The 19,447-nt window shown below is 62.2% G+C and carries 17 protein-coding genes and 3 pseudogenes; 17 read left to right on the top strand and 3 right to left on the bottom strand.

Annotated elements, in window-relative coordinates:
* Window positions 1-58 precede the first annotated feature (58 nt).
* Window positions 59-1,052: pseudogene (locus E4Q23_RS08745) on the bottom strand (NAD(P)/FAD-dependent oxidoreductase).
* A 57-nt stretch (window positions 1,053-1,109) separates the two neighbouring features.
* Window positions 1,110-1,397 carry a TIGR02450 family Trp-rich protein gene (locus tag E4Q23_RS08740; protein WP_169066281.1) on the bottom strand — a complete coding sequence of 96 codons (288 nt, stop codon included), beginning with the start codon at window positions 1,395-1,397 and terminating at the stop codon, window positions 1,110-1,112.
* A 179-nt stretch (window positions 1,398-1,576) separates the two neighbouring features.
* Here E4Q23_RS08740 and E4Q23_RS08735 point away from each other — a divergent pair, with 179 nt between their 5' ends.
* From E4Q23_RS08735 to nqrF (E4Q23_RS08660), 16 genes and pseudogenes are all read left to right on the top strand, one after another.
* Window positions 1,577-2,317, top strand: a complete 741-nt coding sequence (locus E4Q23_RS08735) for an SDR family NAD(P)-dependent oxidoreductase (protein WP_169066280.1) — start codon at window positions 1,577-1,579, stop codon at window positions 2,315-2,317.
* A 6-nt stretch (window positions 2,318-2,323) separates the two neighbouring features.
* On the top strand, window positions 2,324-2,782 hold the full coding sequence (locus tag E4Q23_RS08730) for a DUF3429 domain-containing protein (RefSeq protein WP_169066279.1): 459 nt from the start codon (window positions 2,324-2,326) through the stop codon (window positions 2,780-2,782).
* A gap of 32 nt (window positions 2,783-2,814) precedes the next feature.
* The gene (locus E4Q23_RS08725) at window positions 2,815-3,174 is read left to right on the top strand and encodes a hypothetical protein (RefSeq protein WP_169066278.1); all 360 of its coding nucleotides are present in this window, start codon (window positions 2,815-2,817) and stop codon (window positions 3,172-3,174) included.
* A gap of 57 nt (window positions 3,175-3,231) precedes the next feature.
* Entirely contained in the window at window positions 3,232-4,581 is a 1,350-nt protein-coding gene (locus E4Q23_RS08720) for an ABC1 kinase family protein (RefSeq protein WP_169066277.1), read from the top strand.
* Window positions 4,582-4,700: 119 nt separating this feature from the next.
* Complete coding sequence (locus E4Q23_RS08715; protein WP_248595331.1) at window positions 4,701-5,282, top strand: histidine phosphatase family protein; 582 nt, start codon at window positions 4,701-4,703, stop codon at window positions 5,280-5,282.
* Window positions 5,283-5,881: 599 nt separating this feature from the next.
* Complete coding sequence (locus E4Q23_RS08710) at window positions 5,882-8,611, top strand: cation-transporting P-type ATPase (RefSeq protein WP_169066276.1); 2,730 nt, start codon at window positions 5,882-5,884, stop codon at window positions 8,609-8,611.
* A gap of 95 nt (window positions 8,612-8,706) precedes the next feature.
* On the top strand, window positions 8,707-9,312 hold the full coding sequence (locus tag E4Q23_RS08705) for an SOUL family heme-binding protein (protein ID WP_169066275.1): 606 nt from the start codon (window positions 8,707-8,709) through the stop codon (window positions 9,310-9,312).
* 67 nt (window positions 9,313-9,379) lie between these two features.
* Window positions 9,380-9,958: a TerB family tellurite resistance protein gene (locus tag E4Q23_RS08700; RefSeq protein WP_336511640.1), complete on the top strand. Its 579-nt coding sequence runs from the start codon at window positions 9,380-9,382 to the stop codon at window positions 9,956-9,958.
* A 55-nt stretch (window positions 9,959-10,013) separates the two neighbouring features.
* Complete coding sequence (locus E4Q23_RS08695) at window positions 10,014-11,381, top strand: Na(+)-translocating NADH-quinone reductase subunit A (RefSeq protein WP_169066312.1); 1,368 nt, start codon at window positions 10,014-10,016, stop codon at window positions 11,379-11,381.
* Between the two features lie 3 nt (window positions 11,382-11,384).
* The gene (locus E4Q23_RS08690; protein WP_169066311.1) at window positions 11,385-12,602 is read left to right on the top strand and encodes an NADH:ubiquinone reductase (Na(+)-transporting) subunit B; all 1,218 of its coding nucleotides are present in this window, start codon (window positions 11,385-11,387) and stop codon (window positions 12,600-12,602) included.
* The gene (locus tag E4Q23_RS08685) at window positions 12,589-13,395 is read left to right on the top strand and encodes a Na(+)-translocating NADH-quinone reductase subunit C (RefSeq protein WP_169066274.1); all 807 of its coding nucleotides are present in this window, start codon (window positions 12,589-12,591) and stop codon (window positions 13,393-13,395) included. Before E4Q23_RS08690 ends, E4Q23_RS08685 begins: the two co-directional genes overlap by 14 nt.
* Window positions 13,392-14,075: an NADH:ubiquinone reductase (Na(+)-transporting) subunit D gene (locus E4Q23_RS08680; protein WP_169066273.1), complete on the top strand. Its 684-nt coding sequence runs from the start codon at window positions 13,392-13,394 to the stop codon at window positions 14,073-14,075. Before E4Q23_RS08685 ends, E4Q23_RS08680 begins: the two co-directional genes overlap by 4 nt.
* Before the next feature lie 33 nt (window positions 14,076-14,108).
* Window positions 14,109-14,717 (top strand): NADH:ubiquinone reductase (Na(+)-transporting) subunit E, encoded by a 609-nt coding sequence (gene nqrE, locus E4Q23_RS08675; RefSeq protein ID WP_169066272.1) that lies wholly within the window; start codon window positions 14,109-14,111, stop codon window positions 14,715-14,717.
* A 12-nt stretch (window positions 14,718-14,729) separates the two neighbouring features.
* A pseudogene (nqrF, locus tag E4Q23_RS08670) lies at window positions 14,730-15,395 on the top strand (NADH:ubiquinone reductase (Na(+)-transporting) subunit F); the annotation flags it as partial.
* A gap of 260 nt (window positions 15,396-15,655) precedes the next feature.
* A complete protein-coding gene (locus tag E4Q23_RS08665) occupies window positions 15,656-17,353 on the top strand; it encodes a hypothetical protein (RefSeq protein WP_169066271.1) in 1,698 nt (565 codons plus the stop codon).
* Window positions 17,235-17,918 carry an NADH:ubiquinone reductase (Na(+)-transporting) subunit F gene (gene nqrF / locus E4Q23_RS08660; protein ID WP_423753330.1) on the top strand — a complete coding sequence of 228 codons (684 nt, stop codon included), beginning with the start codon at window positions 17,235-17,237 and terminating at the stop codon, window positions 17,916-17,918. The genes E4Q23_RS08665 and nqrF (E4Q23_RS08660) overlap by 119 nt, the downstream gene beginning before the upstream one ends.
* Window positions 17,919-18,198: 280 nt before the next feature.
* Here the strand turns inward: nqrF (E4Q23_RS08660) and E4Q23_RS08655 are convergent, their stop codons facing one another.
* Window positions 18,199-18,672, bottom strand: coding sequence for a phosphate-starvation-inducible PsiE family protein (locus E4Q23_RS08655; RefSeq protein WP_423753329.1), 474 nt, complete (start codon window positions 18,670-18,672; stop codon window positions 18,199-18,201).
* 575 nt (window positions 18,673-19,247) lie between these two features.
* On the opposite strand from E4Q23_RS08655, the pseudogene E4Q23_RS08650 reads away from it, so the two are divergent.
* Window positions 19,248-19,447, top strand: a pseudogene (locus E4Q23_RS08650) (IS1634 family transposase); the annotation flags it as partial.

The following is a 19,447-nucleotide window of genomic DNA, read 5'->3' as shown; positions in this document are numbered from 1 at the left end:
GGGCGTCAACATGATCGGCTGGTCATCGTGCCAGGCCGCATCTGACCAGGTCCGGCCGTCAGCATCGAGCGAACGACCGCAACGCCTGTTCGGCCAGCGCCTGACCACTGAGCCAGGCACCCTCCACTTTGCCGCCGTTGAGCCAGTCTCCGCAAAGGCCCAGTCGAATGTCCGGACGCCAGGCGCAACCCTCGTGGAGAGCCGGTTCGGTGTCGGCGTAACGCCAGCGGTGCACAGTCCAATCCTGTGGCGCCGGACCGCCGAGTTGGCCAAAGGCAGACAGCAGGGCTGCGGCGACGCTCTCGGGATTTTCCTCCAGATGCGCCTCAGTCCAGTCTGCGCATGCGTGCAGGAGCCAGGTTTCCTCGCCGCGGCGGCTCGGCTTGCTGCTGTTGCGGGCGATCCAGCGCAGTGGGCCCTGATTGACGAAGGCGGCATCGAAGGGCAGGTCGACCGGCGCAGCAAAACGCAGCATCAGTGCCCAACAACCGCGCATCACAGCGCTGCCGGCCAGTGCCGCCAGCTCGGGGGCCGCCTGCTGCAATAGCGGTACCGCCTGCGGCGCAGGTACGGCCAGCAGAACGGCAGTGAAGCGCGTCTCCAGCCAGCCTTGCTCAGCCGAAAGGATCTGCCAGCCGTGCGTCTGCTGCCTCAGTTGCTCAATGTTCGTTAGTGCGTGCACGGCCAGTGCGCTGGCCAGATAACGGGCAGGCGCCGTCATGGCAGGCACACCGACAAAGCGCTCGACGGTCGACTCGCGTCCTTGCGGCGAAGCTCCATCAAACGTCCCCAGCCTTGGTTCCCAGACGCCTGCGACCCCGGCGCGCTGCCAGCGCGCCACTTCGGCGCGGAAGGCGGGGTCGCGAGCAGTGAAATACTGGGCACCGTGATCGCATTGCCAGTCGGCGCCCCCGACGGGTGCTCATGCGCCCACCGGGGCCGCGACTCTTGTCGAACAGACTGACTTCGAGGCCAGCCCGTTGAAGTGCTGTGGCGCAGGCCAGGCCGGCAATACCGGCACCGATCAGCGCAAGATGGACAGTCGGACGCATGTTTTTTTGTCAATCATCGGTCGGACGAGCCGGTGCGTGGATTCTTCCCGGCACAAGTCATTGCCAGCCTTGCAGCCACTGCCGGCCATCGCTTAGATCACGCCAGGATAGCGAAAACAATCGCCCAGAATACACGGCTTCCAGAACGATGGTTTCAATGCGGGTAGCCGGCTGCCCGGGCTGAATCACCTCGGTAACCATGAAGTGCCTTTCCTTGCCATACGGGGAAGCAGCCGTCCACTTGCTGAGCAGCAGTTTCTTCGGGTTGAGGCGGCGAGCAGCCTGTGAAGCGAACGCCTGCACCTCGGATCCGGGTGCGGAAGATGGTTTCACTGCCTTTTTCATTTTTGTCCTGGACAACCGAAAGTCTGATGCGTAGTATACGCTAAACGACGGGGATTTGTGATCTACATTTTTCTTTTTTGTCTAATACAAAATATCTTTCGATCGCTCAAACGGATGCTCTCGGCGGCGCTCAGGGGAGTCGCCTCCCAAAAAGCCGGTGAAACTGGAGAAGAGATACCATGGAAAAAGTAGCCCTGATTACTGGAGCGTCAGGCGGACTGGGTCAATCGGTGGCGACCAGACTGTCAGAGGCAGGCTGGAAACTGCTGGTGACCAGCCGGGAGGGTGAGCGCTTGACCCTCAGCTACGGGGACAGCCACGTTCAGGTGGTCGCTGATTGCTCCAGCGTTGCCGGATCGCGCCACATTTTCGAGGTCGCCAAAGCACATCAAATGCTGCCCACGGCATTCGCGCACTGCGTCGGCAACATCCGCTTGGGCGCGCTGCATCGCATGTCCGAGGTCGACTTCGCGGCCTGCCTCAACGCCAATCTGATCAGCGCCTTCCATACGCTGGCCGCTTTTGTCGGCGCCTTGCGCGATGCCAAGGCCCCCGGATCGGCGGTGCTGGTCTCGTCGGCTGCAGCGCGGATTGGCACTCCGAATCACGAGGCGGTTGCGGCAGCGAAAGCCGGCGTCGAAGGACTGGTACGCAGCGCGGCGGCGACCTACGCAAGCAATGGCATCCGCATCAACGCCGTCGCCCCCGGCATCATGGACACGCCAGCCTCCACCGCCATTCTCGGTACCGCGATGGGCCGCGACGCGGCGGCTCGCCAGTACCCCTTACCGGGTATTGGTTCCCCCGACGAACTGGCCGAACTGATGGTCTGGCTGCTCTCGGACAAGGCTGCCCGGGTGACCGGCCAGGTGTGGTCGATGGATGCCGGCTTTTCCAGCATCCGACCGTTGGTCCGGTAGGACACGATGGACCACTCACTGCCCAATCCCATGCCGCGCGGCGTTGCCTGGCTCGCTTACGGAGGACTGCTGCCGTTTCTCGTCCTGGCCCCCGCCAGCCTCGTCGACCCGCACCACGCAAAGCTCTGGAGCGATGCGCTGTTTGCCTACGGCGCGGTGATCCTGACCTTCGTCGGTGCCCTGCATTGGGGATTCGCCATGACTTTGACCGATCTCAGCGCAAGTCAGAGGACGTGGTGCTTCGTCTGGAGTGTCGTCCCGGCGCTTATCGCCTGGTCGGCGTTTCTGTTCTCGCCGATGCTGGCTAGCATTCTTTTGGTGACCGGGTTTCTGGCCCACTACTGGCAGGATAGATTTCTGATCGCCAGCAGCCATTTGCCGGCCTGGTACCTGCCGTTGCGCTTCCGGCTGACTAGCGTGGCCTGCCTTTGCCTGACCGCTGGTGCTTTCGCTGAAACCTGGTAATCGTTCAAAACCCATCGAGCAAAGGAGCCACGATGAACGCCTTCGACAGACTTCCGGGATTCGTGCAGACGCCTGCTGGTCGGGAGCGCGACGTGCTCCGCCTATTACCCCGGGTGCTCGTTTTCGGCACGCTGCTTCTGTCCCTGCCGTCGCTTGCGGCGAGAATTTTTCTCGGCGAATGGGATGCGGTGGAAGCCTCGACTGGCCTCCAGATGGTCGACATTCTTGCGCTCGGTATCGTCGTCCTGCACTGGACGGCGGTGCTCACGGTAGCGATTGCTGCATTCATCGTCATGGTGATGAAAGGTCCCGCTTATGTGGCGGACGCCTATCCCCTTGAGGATTCGGAAACCCCGGATTCTCCCGGTTGCCGGCAGCCGGCTTCGTTCTGAAGAATTGTTCGCCAAGTGTTCCGGGCAACTGTCGGATCAGATGGAAAGCGAGGCCACATGCTCGACGATGAGCGAAGCAAACGCGACGCAAGCACCTCGGCCGTTCCCGGCGGACGGTGGTCCAGGCTTGCCCGGCTGGGTGTTCTCGCCAGCGGTGTTGCCGGCAGTATGCTGGCAGAAGGGACGCGGCAGTTAGCCCAGGGCAAGCGTCCGCGCATTGGCGACTTGCTGCTGACGCCTGAGAACGCCTACCGTATTGCCGATCAGCTTGCCCGCTTGCGCGGTGCAGCGATGAAGCTTGGGCAATTGTTGTCCATGGATGCAGGCGACCTGTTGCCGCCCGAGTTTGGCGATATCCTCGCCAGCTTGCGCTCGGACGCCAAAGCCATGCCGATGAGCCAGCTGGTGAGTGTACTCGATGCCAACTGGGGAATGGGCTGGGACCGTCGATTCCGGCGGTTCTCCTTCACTCCGGTGGCGGCAGCATCGATCGGACAGGTCCACCTGGCGGAAACGAAGGACGGGCGACGCCTGGCCATAAAAGTCCAGTACCCCGGTGTTCGCCGAAGTATCGACAGCGATATCGACAATGTCGCGACCTTGCTGCGCGTTTCGGGCCTGCTGCCGCGCGGCATCGAGATCGGGCCACTGCTACTGGAGGCGAAACGTCAGTTGCACGCCGAAGCGGATTATCTCGGCGAGGCGGCCTTGCTCGGCCGCTACGCCGGACTGCTTGCCGACGCGCCCGAGTTCATGCTGCCCGAGGTGCACGCTGACCTGACGACGGAGAGCGTCCTGGTCATGTCTGGCATGGGCGGCGTGCCGGTCGAATCTCTGCTGCATGCCCCGCAAGCAGAGCGAGATCGTGTGGCAGGACTGCTGTTCAGGCTTCTTTTCCGGGAAATTTTCGAATTCCGATTGATCCAGACCGACCCCAATTTCGCCAATTACCGCTACAACAACGCCACCCGGCAATTGATTCTGCTCGACTTTGGCGCCACCCGCCCCTACCCAGCAGCCATCGTTGACGCCTATCGCCGGCTGATGGAGGGTGCCGTCGGCGGAAACCGGCAGGAAATGAGCGTGGCCGCCAGCGCCATCGGGTATTTCGGGGCCGATATCGGGGAACGGCAGCGGCAACTCGTCCTGGATGTCTTCATGCACGCCTGCGACCCCTTGCGCTACGCCGGTGCCTACGATTTCGGTAACTCGGATCTGCCAGCGCGAATCCGCGACGCCGCTCTGGCATTGAGCACCGAAAGGGATTCCTGGCATACGCCACCGGCGGACGCCCTGTTCTTGCACCGCAAGGCAGGAGGTCTTTATCTGCTGGCGGCAAAGCTGAAGGCACGAGTGGATATTCGCGCCCTGTTCCTGCATTACGCGTCGAGGCAGTTGCCGCCATGAACCGGCAGCGAGACACCGGATGGTCAAGTCGGCCGTCTGATCGCCGATCGACAGATGGGTCCCTCCGTTCAAGCTCGATCTACGCGCTATCGAACCTGTCGACTGAAGGAAGGAGGAGAATGCGCACGCTGCTCGTCCTGTCGCTTGTGTTCATGTCTTTGTCCTTTGCGGCGCGGGGCGATGACCCTGCAGTGCCGCTCGACGAACTTGCCAAGCCGGGCCGTGTGCTCATGCTGCGGCATGCCAACGCGCCGGGGTACGGCGATCCGCCAAATTTCGTCATCGGCGATTGTTCCACCCAACGCAATCTCGATGCCAGTGGCCGGGCTCAGGCACGACAGTTGGGCGCCCGTCTGCGGGCGGTCGGCCTGACCAATGCGAGGATCTTTTCAAGCCAGTGGTGCCGCGCGCTGGAAACGGCCCGCCTACTGAACCTTGGGCCGGTAGAGTCCTTGCCGGCGTTGAATTCCTTTTTTGCACGGCCGGACGATCGCCGAAAAACTCTCGACGCCTTGCGAGCGTTTCTCGCCAGCTTGCCCGTCGATGGCCCGCCGGTGATTCTGGTCACTCATCAAGTCGTGATCAACGCCTTCACCGAGGCAGCGCCGCCTTCCGGTGGCGGCAGCGTCTTTCAGACAAATGAATCCCAGACGCCAGTATGGCTTGGCGTCATCCCCAGCGAGGAAAGAGAGGGTTCTTGAGCATGACCGCCATTCGACGCGCCTGCCCAGCTCTCAACTCGGTCGGCTGTTCCATTGCTACCCGAACCCCGATGACGAGTCGGAAAGCGAGGGAGCCGGCGGAGGGCCAAGAGCAAGGCGTACGAGGAACCACAGCAGCATCACGCAAGCCGCGGGAGAAAGCTTGGGCAGCCTTGCTGACCTGGGTCGGCGAATGAGCGAGCCGGCCAACTGCTACGTGAATTGTCGCCATAGCGGCGCCCCCCCTGATCCGGGTTCCCAGTTTTGGCTTGTCGTCTTCACTCCAGCAGCCTGGCATTTGATAGCGCCGAGCGCGAAGCGGCGCACAAGGCATCGTTCGCGCCTGCTTGATCTGGTGACGCAAAGCGAGCATGCGTCCTGAAGTTCCATTCCGATGCCTGTCGAGCCTTCAAGCGCTCGACCAGCACCAAAAACCGCCTTCACTTGCGACTTCTGAACTTTTTGTCTATTCTTTGTCCTAGACATATAAAATAAAAAAATCCTACTTCCAATCATGGGCGCATCCTGTGCGTGGCTGTGCTTCCAGGAGCTCAGCTCGTACGCGCGACTGCAAAACCAATCGTACAGGAGTAAAAGCAGTGCAAGACCTCTTGGAGAAACACTGGCACCATCTGCCGGCAAGCGAGGTGATCGACCTGCTCGATACCAGTGGCGAAGGCGGGCTCGATCAATTCGAAGTCGCCGGGCGCCAGGAACGATTCGGCGCCAACGCCCTGACCCCAGCCAAGGGCAAGAGCCCTCTGCAGCGCTTTCTCCAACAGTTCAACCAGGCGCTGGTGTACATTTTGGTGGCTGCGATCGTGGTCAAGCTGGCTCTGGGCGGTTATGTCGATGCGGCTGTGATCTTCGCCGTGGTCCTGCTCAACGCAGTTCTTGGCTTCGCTCAGGAAAACAAGGCCTTGAACGCCCTTGCAGCGCTTTCGCGCGCGCTGACCACCGAGGCTACGGTCCTGCGCGCCGGGAACAAACAGCGGATCAACGCTCGCGACCTCGTTCCGGGCGATCTGGTCATGCTGGTTTCCGGCGACAAGGTTCCGGCAGACCTGCGCCTGTTGCAGGTCCGCGACCTGCAGGTCGACGAGTCCGCTCTGACCGGCGAATCGGTGCCGGTCGCCAAGCAGGCTGGCGAACTGGCGAACGACACGGCGCTTGCCGATCGCCGCAACATGGCCTACACGTCGACATTGGTGACCTACGGCACGGCGACCGGAGTGGTGACCGCCATTGGCGACGACACCGAGATCGGCAACATCTCGGGTCTGATTGCCGGCACGCAGCAGCTCGATACGCCGCTGACGCGACAGGTCGGGCGCTTCAGCCACTACCTGCTCTACGTCATCCTCGCCCTGGCAGCCTTGACCTTCGTGGTCGGACTCATGCATGGGGAATCCTGGGTAGCGATGTTCATGGCGACCGTCGCACTGGCGGTGGCGATGATCCCGGAGGGTCTGCCGGCGGTGCTCACCATCACCCTGGCCATCGGCGTCGGGCGCATGGCGCAACGGCACGCGATCATCCGCCGCCTGCCCGCGGTTGAGACACTGGGCAGCACGACCGTGATCTGTTCGGACAAGACCGGCACCCTGACACGCAACGAGATGACCGTACAGAAGCTGTTTGCGGGGGGCGCTCAATTCGACCTGAGCGGCGTGGGCTACGGCCCTGAAGGCAGCCTGCAGCAGAACGGGCTGGCCGTCGAACCCGGCAATCATCCCGCCCTGCTGGCGCTGCTACGCGCCGGCCTGCTCTGCAACGACTCGCTGCTACGTGAAAAGGATGGCCACTGGCAGGTCGAGGGCGACCCCACCGAGGGTGCGCTGCTGGTAGCGGCGCGCAAGGCCGGCCTGGATACCCAGGAGGCCCTGGCCGGCGCGCCTCGCCTCGATGCAGTGCCGTTCGAATCGCAGCATCAGTACATGGCCAGCCTGCACGCCGGCGGGTCGCGAATGATTTACATGAAGGGCTCGGTGGAGAGCGTGCTGGCGCGCTGCAACGGCGCGCTGGACGGCGGGGCACAGACGGTGCCGCTCGAGCCCGAGGTGGTGCTCGCACAGGTGGAGGCAATGGCCGCGGCCGGGCTGCGCGTGCTCGCTTTCGCCCAGCGGCCGGCGAGCAAGGATCAGGAGACGCTCGACCATCCGGACCTGGCCGAGGAAATGACCTTCGTCGGCCTGCAGGGAATGATCGACCCGCCACGCGAGGAAGCGATCAGGGCAGTCGCTGCGTGTCGCGACGCCGGCATTCGCGTCAAGATGATCACCGGCGACCATGCAGTCACCGCAGCCGCCATCGCCGGCCAGATTGGCCTCGATCAGCGCGCCACTCCGGGCACTGCTCCGGCGGCGCTGACCGGCACCCAACTGGCGACCCTCTCCGACAGCGAATTGACCGCTGCGGCGAACGATACGGCGGTGTTCGCGCGCGTCACTCCCGAGCAGAAGCTGCGCCTCGTGCAGGCGCTGCAAACGCGCGGCGAGGTGGTGGCGATGACCGGCGACGGGGTCAATGACGCACCCGCCCTGCGTCGGGCAAACATCGGCGTGGCGATGGGAATCACCGGCACGGAGGTGGCCAAGGAAGCCGCGGACATGGTGCTCACCGACGACAACTTCGCCACCATCGCCGCCGCCGTCGAAGAAGGACGAGGGGTCTTCGACAATCTGACCAAGTTCATCACCTGGATCCTGGCGACCAACGCCGGCCAGGGACTGGTAATCGTCGTCGCCGTGCTGCTCGCCCAACCGCTGCCGGTCCTGCCCGTGCAGGCGCTGTGGATCAACATGACTACGGCGGTCTTCCTCGGGCTGGCACTGGCCTTCGAGCCGAAGGAACCGCATCTCATGAGCCGTCCGCCGCGCGCTCCCGGCTCGCCGATCCTGAATGGCGAACTGGCGCTGCGTATCGCGATGGTCGGCGTGATGCTTCTGGTCGGCGCCTTCGGGCTGTTCGAGTGGTCCCTGCTCCGCGGCGCCAGTGAAGATCAGGCGCGCACCATCGCGGTCAACGTGTTTGCCGTCGGGCAGTCCTTCTACCTGCTCAACTGCCGCTCGCTGCGCTGGTCGATGTTCCACCTCGGCTTGCTGAGCAACCCGTGGATCTGGGCCGGCATCAGCACCATGATGCTCGCCCAGCTCGCATTCACCTACCTGCCACTGTTCAACCGCCTGTTCCACACCGCGCCGATTGCGGCTTTCGACTGGTTACCGATCATTGCTGTCGGACTGACGATCTATCTGGCGATGGAACTGGAGAAGGCCTACCGGCGCCGAAGCCATGGTCTGTCGCGGTCTGCGCGACCGCTGCGATGAGCTGCGAGGCGATGCGGACCTATCAACAATCAACGCGGGCGTGTTCCGGGTCAGCCGCTCGGCGCCCGGTCGCTACCCCTGCTGGACTGACTACCATGCGCAAGCTCTTGCTTTCCCTGGCCATCGCAGCCGTACCGAGCCTGTCGAGCGCCATCGAGGAACCCTCTTATGAAGTCGAGCGAAAGATCGGCGAAATAGAGATCCGGCGCTACGCGCCGTATGTTGTAGCGGAGGTGATCATCAACACGCCGGCCGAAGACGCAGGCAGTGAAGCGTTCCCCATCCTTGCCGGCTATATCTTCGGCAAGAACAAGGGCTCGACGAAGTTCGCCATGACCGCACCGGTGACCCAGGCACCAGAGCCTATGCGACTCGAAATGACCGCACCGGTGACCCAGGCCGCTGCCCCGGGTGGCTATCGCGTACAGTTCGTATTGCCCAGCGAGGTGACGCTCGACCTGGCGCCAGAACCGGACGATGCGCGGGTGCAACTGCGCGAAGTGCCAGCAAGCACCGTCGCGGTGATTCGCTACTCGGGCTTCTGGACCCAGGCCAATTACGATGAGCACCTCGCCGAACTCGAAACCGTCTTGCGTACGGCAAACGTGGGCTGGCTCGGAGAGCCTGTCCTGGCGCGCTACAACCCTCCTTTCATGCCGTGGTTCCTGCGCCGCAACGAGATCTGGTTGAAGCTCCAGTGAGGTTTTTCTCAATCGCCCGGAGGCTTTCATGACCATTTGACGCTACGCCAGCCAGCCGTGACCGCTTGTGCAGTGGCGCAAGTCGCTGTCATGCACAACGGAACTTTGTTCTGGCCGAGAAGTCTTTTACCGGCCAAAAAAAAAACCCTTTGACCGTTCCAACAAGGAGAAAAGAATGCGGAATTATCCCATCGATAGTGCGGAAGCCATGGCACGGATCGTCGCCCTGGCCCTGCTCGCTGACGGCGCGCTCGACCACAGCGAAGTCGCGGCACTCGAAAAACACGAACTGCGCGAGAATCTCGGCCTCCCCGCCGAAACCCTTGAGCGAGTAATACATGAATTCTGTAATGACCTCATGCAAACTGCCCGCGCGCCGAATATCGGACAGATCGAGCTCGATTTACAGTTGGTTGATCACCTGCTGGATGACATTCAGTCGCCTGAACTGCAAAAGAAGGCCTTGACCGCGATCGTCGACATCGTCAATGCGGACGGCAGCCTCAACTCCGGAGAAGCCATTCTGATATCGCAGGCCATGAGTCGCTGGGGGCTCGAGCTGCAGCGGGTGACACACATCGAGGTACGCGAGGCGAAGCACTTGTCGCCGCTCGTTCCAGCGCCGGCTCAGGTGGCTGAAGCCTGATTGACTGAACAGCACAATGGGCAAGAAAGACGCCGGTCACGGCTTCGATCAAGCGATCACGAAAATTCGGCGAGGACTGGAAATACCTGTCGCGGGCGAGCCAGCGCAGCAAATCCCCGGTGCTGTTTTCTTTCCGCCTGCAGTGGCTTTGCTTGGTGCCGATTGCCACGGCCTTCGACCTTCCCTTGCCGTTCGCGAGGGTGAGCGGGTCGAAGCCGGGCAGGTGCTGTTCTCGGGCAAGGATCGCCCGGGAGTGGTGTTCACCGCACCATGCGCGGCCACCGTAGCGGAGATCTGGCGCGGCGCACAACGTGTCTTTCAGGCCTTGGTGCTGGAAACCGATGCCCGCGCAAGCGAGGGTCCGGCGTTGGGACCAGCGCGCGAAGACGCCGAACTGGCCGTGCTCGATGCGACGGTCGTGCGCGCTCAGCTCTTGACCTCGGGGCTATGGACAGCCCTGCGGACGCGCCCCTACAGCCTGTTGCCGGCGGCAGACGCGACGCCACGTTCCATCTTCGTGACCGCGCTCGACACACACCCGCTGGCAGCCGATCCGGCATTGATCATTGCCGCATATGCCGACGATTTCCGCCGCGGCATCATCGCCTTGTCGCGGCTGGCACGGGTTTTCGTCGCCGTTCCGGCGGCTGGCGATGGGCGTTCGCCAGCCGCCGACGCCGCGGCCGGACTCACCAATGTGCACTGCGCGGCTTTTGCTGGCCCACATCCGGCAGGGCTGCCTGGAACCCACATCCATTATCTCGATCCGGCAAGTGCCACGCGCACGGTCTGGCATCTGCATTACCAGAGCTGCATTGCCATTGGCCGCCTGTTTGCCAGCGGTCGCCCGTGGTACGAACGAATCGTCTCGCTGGCCGGACCAGGGGTCGTTTCACCACGCCTGTTGCGTACCCTACCCGGCGCCGACCTGCTGGCGCTGACGGCCGGCTCGCTCCACCCCGGTCGCCAGCGCATCGTCTCGGGTTCACTGCTCGGTGGGCGCACGGTCAGTGCGCCGAACACCTTCCTCGGCGGCCTGCATCTGCAGGTCAGCGTGCTGCCGGAGGGCGACGACCGCGAGTTCATGCACTATCTGCGAGCCGGGGTGAACAAGCATTCGGCACTGCGCGTGTTCACCTCCAGCCTGTTTGGCCGTCGCCCGCTGGCCTTGACCACGAGTACCCAGGGCAGTCCACGGGCAATGGTGCCGGTCGGCAGTTACGAGGCGGTCATGCCGCTGGACATCCTGCCCACGCAACTGCTGCGCGCGCTGATCGTCGGCGATACGGAAATGGCACAGAGTCTCGGCTGCCTGGAACTCGACGAAGAGGACCTCGCCTTGTGCACCTACGTCTGCCCTGGCAAGTATGAATACGGTCCCATCCTGCGTGATGTGCTGACGCGTATCGCCAAGGAGGGCTGAGTGATGGGACTGCGCGAACTGCTCGACCGCATCGAACCACATGTCGCGCCCGGCGCGCGCCACGAAAAGTGGTACGCGCTCTACGAGGCCGTCGATACCTTCTTCTACCGGCCGGCTTCGGTGACCCGCACCACGGCCCACGTGCGCGACGGCATCGACCTCAAGCGCATCATGATCATGACCTGGGCGTGCACCCTGCCGGCACTTTTCTTCGGTATGTGGAACATCGGTTTCCAGGCCAACCAAATCCTGGCGGCACAGCCAGCGCTGCTATCGGCGCAAGACGGGTGGCGGCTGTCGCTGATCGGACTGATGGCCGGCTTCGACCCGTCGTCGGCATGGGACAATCTGGTCTACGGTGCGGCGTGCTTTCTCCCGATCTACGCAGTCACTTTTATTGTCGGCGGCTTCTGGGAGGTGCTCTTTGCGAGCATCCGCCGGCACGAGGTCAACGAGGGTTTCTTCGTCACCTCGGTGCTCTTCGCGCTGACCCTACCGCCGTCGATCCCACTCTGGCAGGTGGCGCTGGGCATCAGCTTCGGCGTAGTCATCGGAAAAGAGGTCTTCGGCGGTACCGGCAAGAACTTCCTCAATCCGGCGCTCACCGGGCGCGCCTTTCTGTACTTCGCCTACCCGGCACAGTCGTCCGGCGACGCGGTGTGGACGGTGATCGATGCTTACACCGGCGCCACGCCACTGGCCATCGCCGCGCAGTCCGGTGCCGACGGCATCGGTGCAGCTGGCTACAGCTGGTCGGCTGCCTTCCTCGGGGTCATTCCCGGTTCAATCGGCGAAACCAGCACGCTGCTGATTCTCGTGGGCGGTGGCCTGCTCGTCGCCAGCGGCGTTGCATCGTGGCGCATCGTGCTCGGTGTCTTCCTGGGCATGGTGGCGATGAGTTCGCTGCTCAACCTTGTTGGCTCGTCCGACAACCCGATGTTCGCCATGCCCTGGTACTGGCATCTGGTGATTGGCGGCTTCGCTTTCGGCATGTTCTTCATGGCCACGGACCCGGTTTCCGCAGCCATGACCAACGCCGGCAAGTGGATCTTCGGTGCCCTGATCGGCGTGATGGCGGTCCTGATACGGGTCGTCAATCCCGCCTTTCCGGAGGGAATCATGCTCGCCATCCTGTTCGCCAACCTGTGTGCGCCGCTGATCGACTACGCCGTCGTGCGCGCCAACATTCGTCGCCGGGAGCAACGTGATGCCTGCCCTTAGGGAAACGCCGCTCGCCGTTCTGCGCATCGCGCTGCTGGTCAGCCTGGTTTGTTCAATGGTCGTCGCCGGGACGGCGGTGGGCTTGAAGTCGATGCAGCTGGAAAATCGCCGCGTCGACCGCGAGCGTCACCTGCTGGCGATCGTCGGTCTGCACGATCGTGCGCTGTCGGCCACCGAGGTCGGCGAACGCTTTCGCGAACGCATCACGCCGCGCCTCGTCGATCTGAACACCGGCGCCTACATCGCTTCCCCACCAGGCCACGACAATTTCGACCCACTGACCTGGGAGGGCGCCCGCGCCGCCACCGATCCGGCGCTCTCACGAGCACTGTCGCGTAGCGAGGACATCGCCGGCATCCAGCGGCGCGAGCGCTACGCAGTGGTCTATAAGCTGATGAAGGGCGAGCGCGTCGAGGCGCTGATCCTGCCCGTGCGCGGCTATGGCCTGTGGTCGACCCTGTACGGCTTTCTCGCCGTCGACGCCGACCTCAATACCGTCCTCGGGCTGCGTTTTTATCAGCACGCTGAAACGCCGGGCTTGGGCGGAGAAGTCGACAACCCGCGCTGGAAGGCGCTTTGGCCAGGCAAGCACCTGTTCGATAGCGACGGGCAGCTGAAGCTGCGCGTCGGCAAGGCCGGTAGCGATAACCAGGACTCGAGATGGCGCGTCGACGCGCTGGCTGGCGCGACGCTTACCAGCAATGGCGTCAACAACATGATTCGCTTCTGGCTCGGTCCGCAGGGCTACGGCCCCTATCTGAAACGTCTGCGACAAGAGGGAGTTGAATCGTGAATACCGGCACTTCGGCAACGAAACCGCGTGCGCTCACCGTACTTTTCGCCCCGGTCTTCGACAACAACCCAATTGCCTTGCAGATCCTCGGCATTTGCTCGGCGCTGGCGGTGACGGCGAACCTCAAGACGGCGCTCGTCATGTCCGTGGCCCTGACGCTGGTGACCGCCTTCTCGAACCTCTTCATCTCGCTGCTCCGCCACCAGATCCCCGGGGCTATCCGCATGATCGTGCAGGTGGTCATCATTGCCTCTCTGGTCATCGTCGTCGATCAGGTACTGCGTGCGGTCGCCTTCGAGTTGGCCAAGCAGCTGTCCGTGTTCGTCGGGCTGATCATCACCAACTGCATCGTCATGGGCCGCGCCGAAGCCTTTGCCATGCAGAACCCGCCATGGCCGTCTTTCCTGGATGGCATCGGCAACGGGCTGGGTTACAGCGCGCTACTCATTGCCCTGGGTATCACCCGCGAGCTCTTTGGCAGCGGCACGCTGATCGGTTACCGGGTACTGCCTACCGTCGCCGACGGTGGCTGGTATTTGCCGAACGGCCTGCTCCTTTTGCCACCCTCCGCCTTTTTCCTGATCGGTTTGTTTATCTGGGCACTGCGCAGCTGGAAGCCGGAGCAGGTCGAATCGCCGGCCTTCCGTATGGCACCACAGGTGCGCGAGCAAGAACCATGAGCCTCCCGAACAGCAATTCCAGGGTCCGCTGAGATGGAACATCTACTGGCTCTCTTTGTCCGCGCGGTTTTCGTCGAAAACATGGCGCTGGCCTTCTTTCTCGGCATGTGCACCTTCATAGCCATCTCGAAGAAGGTCGAGACGGCAATCGGACTCGGGATCGCAGTGATGCTCGTCCAGACGATCACTGTGCCGGTTAACAACCTGATCTACACGCACGTGCTCCGCGAAGGCGCCCTGGCCTGGGTTGGCCTGCCCGAAAGCGATCTTGCCTTCCTCGGCCTGCTGACCTACATCGGCGTCATCGCCGCATTGGTACAAATCCTCGAAATGCTGCTCGACCGCTATGTGCCGGCACTCTACAACGCGCTCGGCGTTTTCCTGCCGCTGATCACCGTCAATTGCGCAATCCTCGGCGGCACGCTATTCATGGTCGAGCGCGATTACGATTTTGCCGAGAGCGCGGTCTATGGACTCGCTTCGGGGTTTTCCTGGGCGCTGGCCATCGCACTGCTCGCCGGTATTCGCGAAAAGCTCAAGTACAGCGATCCGCCCGCCGGTCTCTCTGGTCTCGGCATTACTTTCATCACCATTGGATTGATGTCGCTGGGCTTCATGTCCTTTGCCGGCATCAAGCTTTGAGGACTGCCCTCCATGCTTGCCGAAATCACGCTGGCCATCACTGTCTTCACCGGCACCGTGCTCCTTCTGGTGGCGGTCATCCTGCTGGCACGGCAGCGACTGGTCCCCAGCGGCGACGTGCGGCTGGAGGTCAATGGCCAGCGTACCTTGCTCGTCCCGGTCGGCGGCAAGCTCTTGCAGACGCTGGCCAGCCAGAATCTCTTCCTCTCGTCGGCCTGTGGCGGCGGTGGCACCTGTGCCCAGTGCAAATGCCTGGTCGAGGCCGGTGGCGGAGACATGACGCCGACCGAGCGCGGGCATTTCACTCGTCGGCAGGAACGCGAGGGCTGGCGTCTCTCGTGCCAGTTGCCCGTTCGCCAGGATATGAGCATCCGAGTTCCGGAGTCGGTCTTCGGTGTTCGGCGCTGGGACTGTCGGGTGATCGCCAACGACAACGTAGCCACCTTCATCAAGGAACTGACCCTGGCCATGCCCGACGGCGAGGCGGTGAGCTTTCGCGCCGGCAGCTACATGCAGCTCGAATGCCCCCCGCACGAGCAACGCTACGCCGACATCGATGTCGCCCCGGAATACCGCGAAGACTGGGATCGCCTGGATCTCTGGCGCTATGTTTCGCACGTAGGCGAATCGACGATACGCGCCTATTCGATGGCCAACTATCCGCAAGAGAAGGGGCTAGGCTTTTCCCAAGACTGCGCTTGGGAAAAGAGGTTCTCCTGCGGAGAACAGCCGCGAACTGAGTTGTCGGAATGGTGCGGTCCTGACGCCATGGGATGGGTATTCGTGATGGTACGCAGACCGTGCGAGGGGTGCCACACTCAGGGGTGGTTCCGGGCAAACAGAGGGTCACGCCTCGCCGGGCGAAAGAAAAGAATCCCGTTCGCGCCGCGCCTGTCAAAGGATGACGGGATTTTCCGGTGCCCACCGAGGTTCTTGCGATGAAACAAGCCGATGACTTGTCCGCGTATTACGAAGAGCTCCTTGAAGGTCGTTATGACTGCATCGATCGCATCGTGCTCAATGGCTACTTTCCCCTCGGCCAGCAAGGGGGCGCTTTCCGTACCTGGTGGCGAGCGCTCACCGGATCGGACGCGACCCTGGATGCGGATCACCTGATGCAGATGGCCGGGCGCTTCAGCCGTCGGGTTCATGCCTGGGCCAAGGAGCACGACATTCCCCTGATCCATTGCCCTCCCGATCTGCGCAAGCACGAGTTGGCCGAGAAATACCTACCCGCGGATCCGCAGTTTCGCGGCCTGTTCCTGATCCTCGTCGCCAAGGCACCTGCCCTGGTCTGGGAGGTGACGACCTGCAAGAACGGTTCGCCCCACCTGGAGCGCAAGAAGCCCTGGCCCTACGTCAATCATTACCACTTTCACCTGATCGACCCCGAGTGGGGTCACCTCACCATCAAAATGAGTGGACATCCGCCTTTCGGTGTCCAAATCATGCTCAACGGTCACGAATGGGTCGAACGGCAAGCCCGCGCGCAGACCATCTCCTTGGAGAAGGAGGGTAACTGCTTCGTCGGGGGTTCGTTCCAGGCTTTGGATCAGCTCGCAGATACCTTGTGCGATGAGCACGCCATAGGGCGACTGGCCGAGGTCTGTGACCGTTGGGTGTACTCGAGCTGCCTGTGCTTCGCTCTGACGATCGAGGAGCAAGAGCGCAGCCGCTTTCGGTACCGCTACTCGGTCTATCAGATCGAGTACAGTCGCAATCTCTTGTTCGTTCGTGGCAACACCCTGGATGCGATCTTCCAGGGCTTGATCGATCGTACCCGGCGTCTGCTCGACGTGCCGGTCCTGCGCACGCTATTCGGCCGCAAACAAAGACCCCGCTGGCGTACCGACAGAAGCCACGGCGTGGCTCGTATCGTGGATCAGTCTGCCTACGACCTGACGGTCTTCAAGGTACATTTCGGAGCGCTGACCCTCAAGCTCTACGACAAGGGAGCGCGCGTGCTGCGCGCCGAGGCCATCGCCCACAACATCAAGGAACTGCGCTGCGGGCGTTCGCTGGAGAAACTCTCGATCATGCTGGCCAAGCTCCAGCACATGGCGATCGACTTTCTCAACGCCATGCAGGCCGCACATGTCAGCTTCCTTCCCGATGGCGTGCTCGACTCCCTCATCGAACCGACCGAGCGCGGCAATCGCCGCTTGTCCGGCGTCGATCTACAAAAGCCGCGCATGCGCTCTGTCGCCGAAGCCGTCCTGCATCTCGCGCCCAATCCCGACGGGTTCACGGTACAAGAGCTTGCTGACGCAGTGCGTCCTTCGCTGCCTGAAGTCGCCCGCGACGGCTACACCGGGCGTCAGGCCGCCTACGATCTCATGAAGTTCCGTGGCAAGAAACTCATCGAGCGCATCGCCACAACGCGCCGCTACCGGCCCCATCCGACGGGCATCAGCATTCTGGCTGGCTGGCTCATCCTGCGCGAGAAAGTCATCAAACCCGTTCTCGCCGGCGCCGGCAAACCACACCTGGGACCCCCACCCAAGAACATCCAGGCCCTTGACCAGCACTACGAAAATCTCCAGCGCCAGTTGCGCAGCACCTTCGACACCCTGCACATCACCGTTGGTCCTGGCACCTACATTAACACCAACATGTTTGCGTCAACACCCGCTTAAGCGCCTAATCAAATTCAACATCCGTATCGCCACGCCACCGCCCGGCAGAAACGACATTCCGCCGGGCAAGATGTCGTCCTGGGTATTCGGCCGCAAACCCGGCGATAGGGTGACGCTCTACGGCCCCTTCGGAGAATTCCACGCCCGCGAGACCGACGCCGAGATGATCTACATCGGCGGCGGTGCCGGCATGGCACCGCTACGCTCGCACATTTTCGACCTGCTCAAGCGCCGAGGGAGCAAGCGCCGAATCGCCTTCTGGTATGGCGCACGGTCCCTGCGCGAAGCATTCTACGTCGAGGAGTTCGAGCAATTGAGCCGCGACAACAGCAATTTCACTTGGCACCTGGCGCTATCGGATCCGCTGCCGAGCGACCATTGGCAGGGCCGCACTGGCTTCATCCATCAAGTCTTGCTCGACGATTACCTGAACAACCATCCGGCGCCGGAGGACTGCGAGTACTACCTTTGTGGTCCGCCGATGATGAACAGTGCGGTGACAAGGATGCTGACCGATCTCGGCGTCGCACGCGAAAGCATCCTGCTCGACGATTTCGGTGGCTGAGCAGCGCCACAGGCGCCGCAAGGGAGCAACATGACGCTTCTCAATACCTTTTGGCCGATCATGGCCGCGACGCTGGCCGTGATTGTACTGGCCGGACTGGGGCTTTCACTCGGCATGTTCTTCGGCGGTCCGCCACCGCGTGGCAGTTGCGGTGGTCTGGCGAGTGGCGCCTGTGCCTGCGCAACCGGTAAAACACCTGCGCGATGTCCGCCCGCATCCAGTAAGTCGGCACCATCCGCGACCGTCCGTTAGCCGTCGCGAAGCACTTGCCCCCGTGCTCTCACTTCTTGGGCTGCGAAGAAACCAGCCAGTAGGTAACACCGAGCGCCAGCAGGATAGCTGCCATGCCGTAGAGATATTCGGCCTGCAAGGTGCTCAGGTCAAGCACGATCACCTTACGGGCGATGGCCATCAGTGCAGTCGCTACGACAAGCTGGACGTGGATGACGTCGTCGCGTAGATAGAGGGTGATATTGACCAGGATTTCGATGGCGATCAGCACTGCCAGAAAGGCCGCAAAGACGACGAAAATATCGTTGAGGTCAAGAAGCAGCACCGGCGGGCTTGACAACCCCTTGTAGAGCTCCAGCACCACATCGGCAACGCACCACAGGATTACCATCGTCATCAGGACGGCCAGCAAGCGAATCGCTTGACGGATGACTCGATGCAATCCCCGTATCAATGGGTCGTCGTGTTTCTCCGAAAGATGATCGTCGTGAAGCGACGACCCGTTTTCCTCTGGCATGTTCATGGCCCCTTGACCGTTGGTTGAATGATGACCTGACAAAGCGTACGCCAAAGTCACGTCCGGAAGTATCCTTAACCGCCATGGCCGAAGTCAATCAAGAAATTCTCTTTGCCGACGGCCTGCGACGGTGATGCAGCAGCCTGGGGAAGCCAGTTTTTTCTGGAGACGTTCCATCGTCTCTTCAGCTACCCGAGTTGACGCCAGTTCGACGATCAATGCTCTCCCAATACCGCTTGGACGTCGCCGATCTCTCGCGGGCTGTCGGTGGGTAGAAAGGTCTGAGCGGTGGTTTATACGAACCGTTCCGGACGTTCACGGTGGATTCGTGTCTTTTCGTGACCGGTTCGACGACTCCCCCACGATGCTGCCGGTCGTTCGCGCGGATCGACGCGGCGAGGTGAATGACCTCTGAGGTTAACCCCTCTTTAACAACTCTTTGTCATATTGCGGCCTTTTCCGGGCTGCGGCGATTGTAAGTCATTGATTCTCAATAGGCCGCATTTCTGAGGCGCAATGTTGTGCCATAATAGTTTTTCAAGCCTAGTTTTTCCCCTTGCATTTCTTGTACGATCGTGGGCATGTATATCCGACAGACACGAACGAACAACAAGGTCACCGGCGAGGGCTACTTCACCTTTCGGCTGGTGCGGGGCGAACGCGTCGCAGGCAAGGTCCGTCAGATCACCCTGCTGAATCTCGGGCGTAATTTCGCCATCAAGCAGGAGGACTGGCCGGTGCTGTGTCGTCGCATCGAACAGCTTCCTAGCATCCCCAGGAA

The sequence above is a fragment of the Candidatus Accumulibacter phosphatis genome (genome assembly GCF_012939955.1).
Taxonomy (GTDB): domain Bacteria; phylum Pseudomonadota; class Gammaproteobacteria; order Burkholderiales; family Rhodocyclaceae; genus Accumulibacter; species Accumulibacter delftensis.
Note: the sequence above shows the minus strand (reverse complement) of the source record. Positions and strands in the feature narration are given on the sequence as shown.

Bases quoted from the DNA above. Each gene is read 5' to 3' on its own strand.
- E4Q23_RS08705 (WP_169066275.1), top strand. From the start codon at position 8,707: ATGCGCAAGCTCTTGCTTTCCCTGGCCATCGCAGCCGTACCGAGCCTG.
- E4Q23_RS08730 (WP_169066279.1), top strand. From the start codon at position 2,324: ATGGACCACTCACTGCCCAATCCCATGCCGCGCGGCGTTGCCTGGCTC.
- E4Q23_RS08740 (WP_169066281.1), bottom strand. From the start codon at position 1,397: ATGAAAAAGGCAGTGAAACCATCTTCCGCACCCGGATCCGAGGTGCAG.
- E4Q23_RS08715 (WP_248595331.1), top strand. From the start codon at position 4,701: ATGCGCACGCTGCTCGTCCTGTCGCTTGTGTTCATGTCTTTGTCCTTT.
- E4Q23_RS08655 (WP_423753329.1), bottom strand. From the start codon at position 18,672: ATGAACATGCCAGAGGAAAACGGGTCGTCGCTTCACGACGATCATCTT.
- E4Q23_RS08685 (WP_169066274.1), top strand. From the start codon at position 12,589: ATGCCTGCCCTTAGGGAAACGCCGCTCGCCGTTCTGCGCATCGCGCTG.
- nqrE (WP_169066272.1), top strand. From the start codon at position 14,109: ATGGAACATCTACTGGCTCTCTTTGTCCGCGCGGTTTTCGTCGAAAAC.
- E4Q23_RS08665 (WP_169066271.1), top strand. From the start codon at position 15,656: ATGAAACAAGCCGATGACTTGTCCGCGTATTACGAAGAGCTCCTTGAA.
- E4Q23_RS08690 (WP_169066311.1), top strand. From the start codon at position 11,385: ATGGGACTGCGCGAACTGCTCGACCGCATCGAACCACATGTCGCGCCC.
- E4Q23_RS08720 (WP_169066277.1), top strand. From the start codon at position 3,232: ATGCTCGACGATGAGCGAAGCAAACGCGACGCAAGCACCTCGGCCGTT.
- E4Q23_RS08725 (WP_169066278.1), top strand. From the start codon at position 2,815: ATGAACGCCTTCGACAGACTTCCGGGATTCGTGCAGACGCCTGCTGGT.
- E4Q23_RS08735 (WP_169066280.1), top strand. From the start codon at position 1,577: ATGGAAAAAGTAGCCCTGATTACTGGAGCGTCAGGCGGACTGGGTCAA.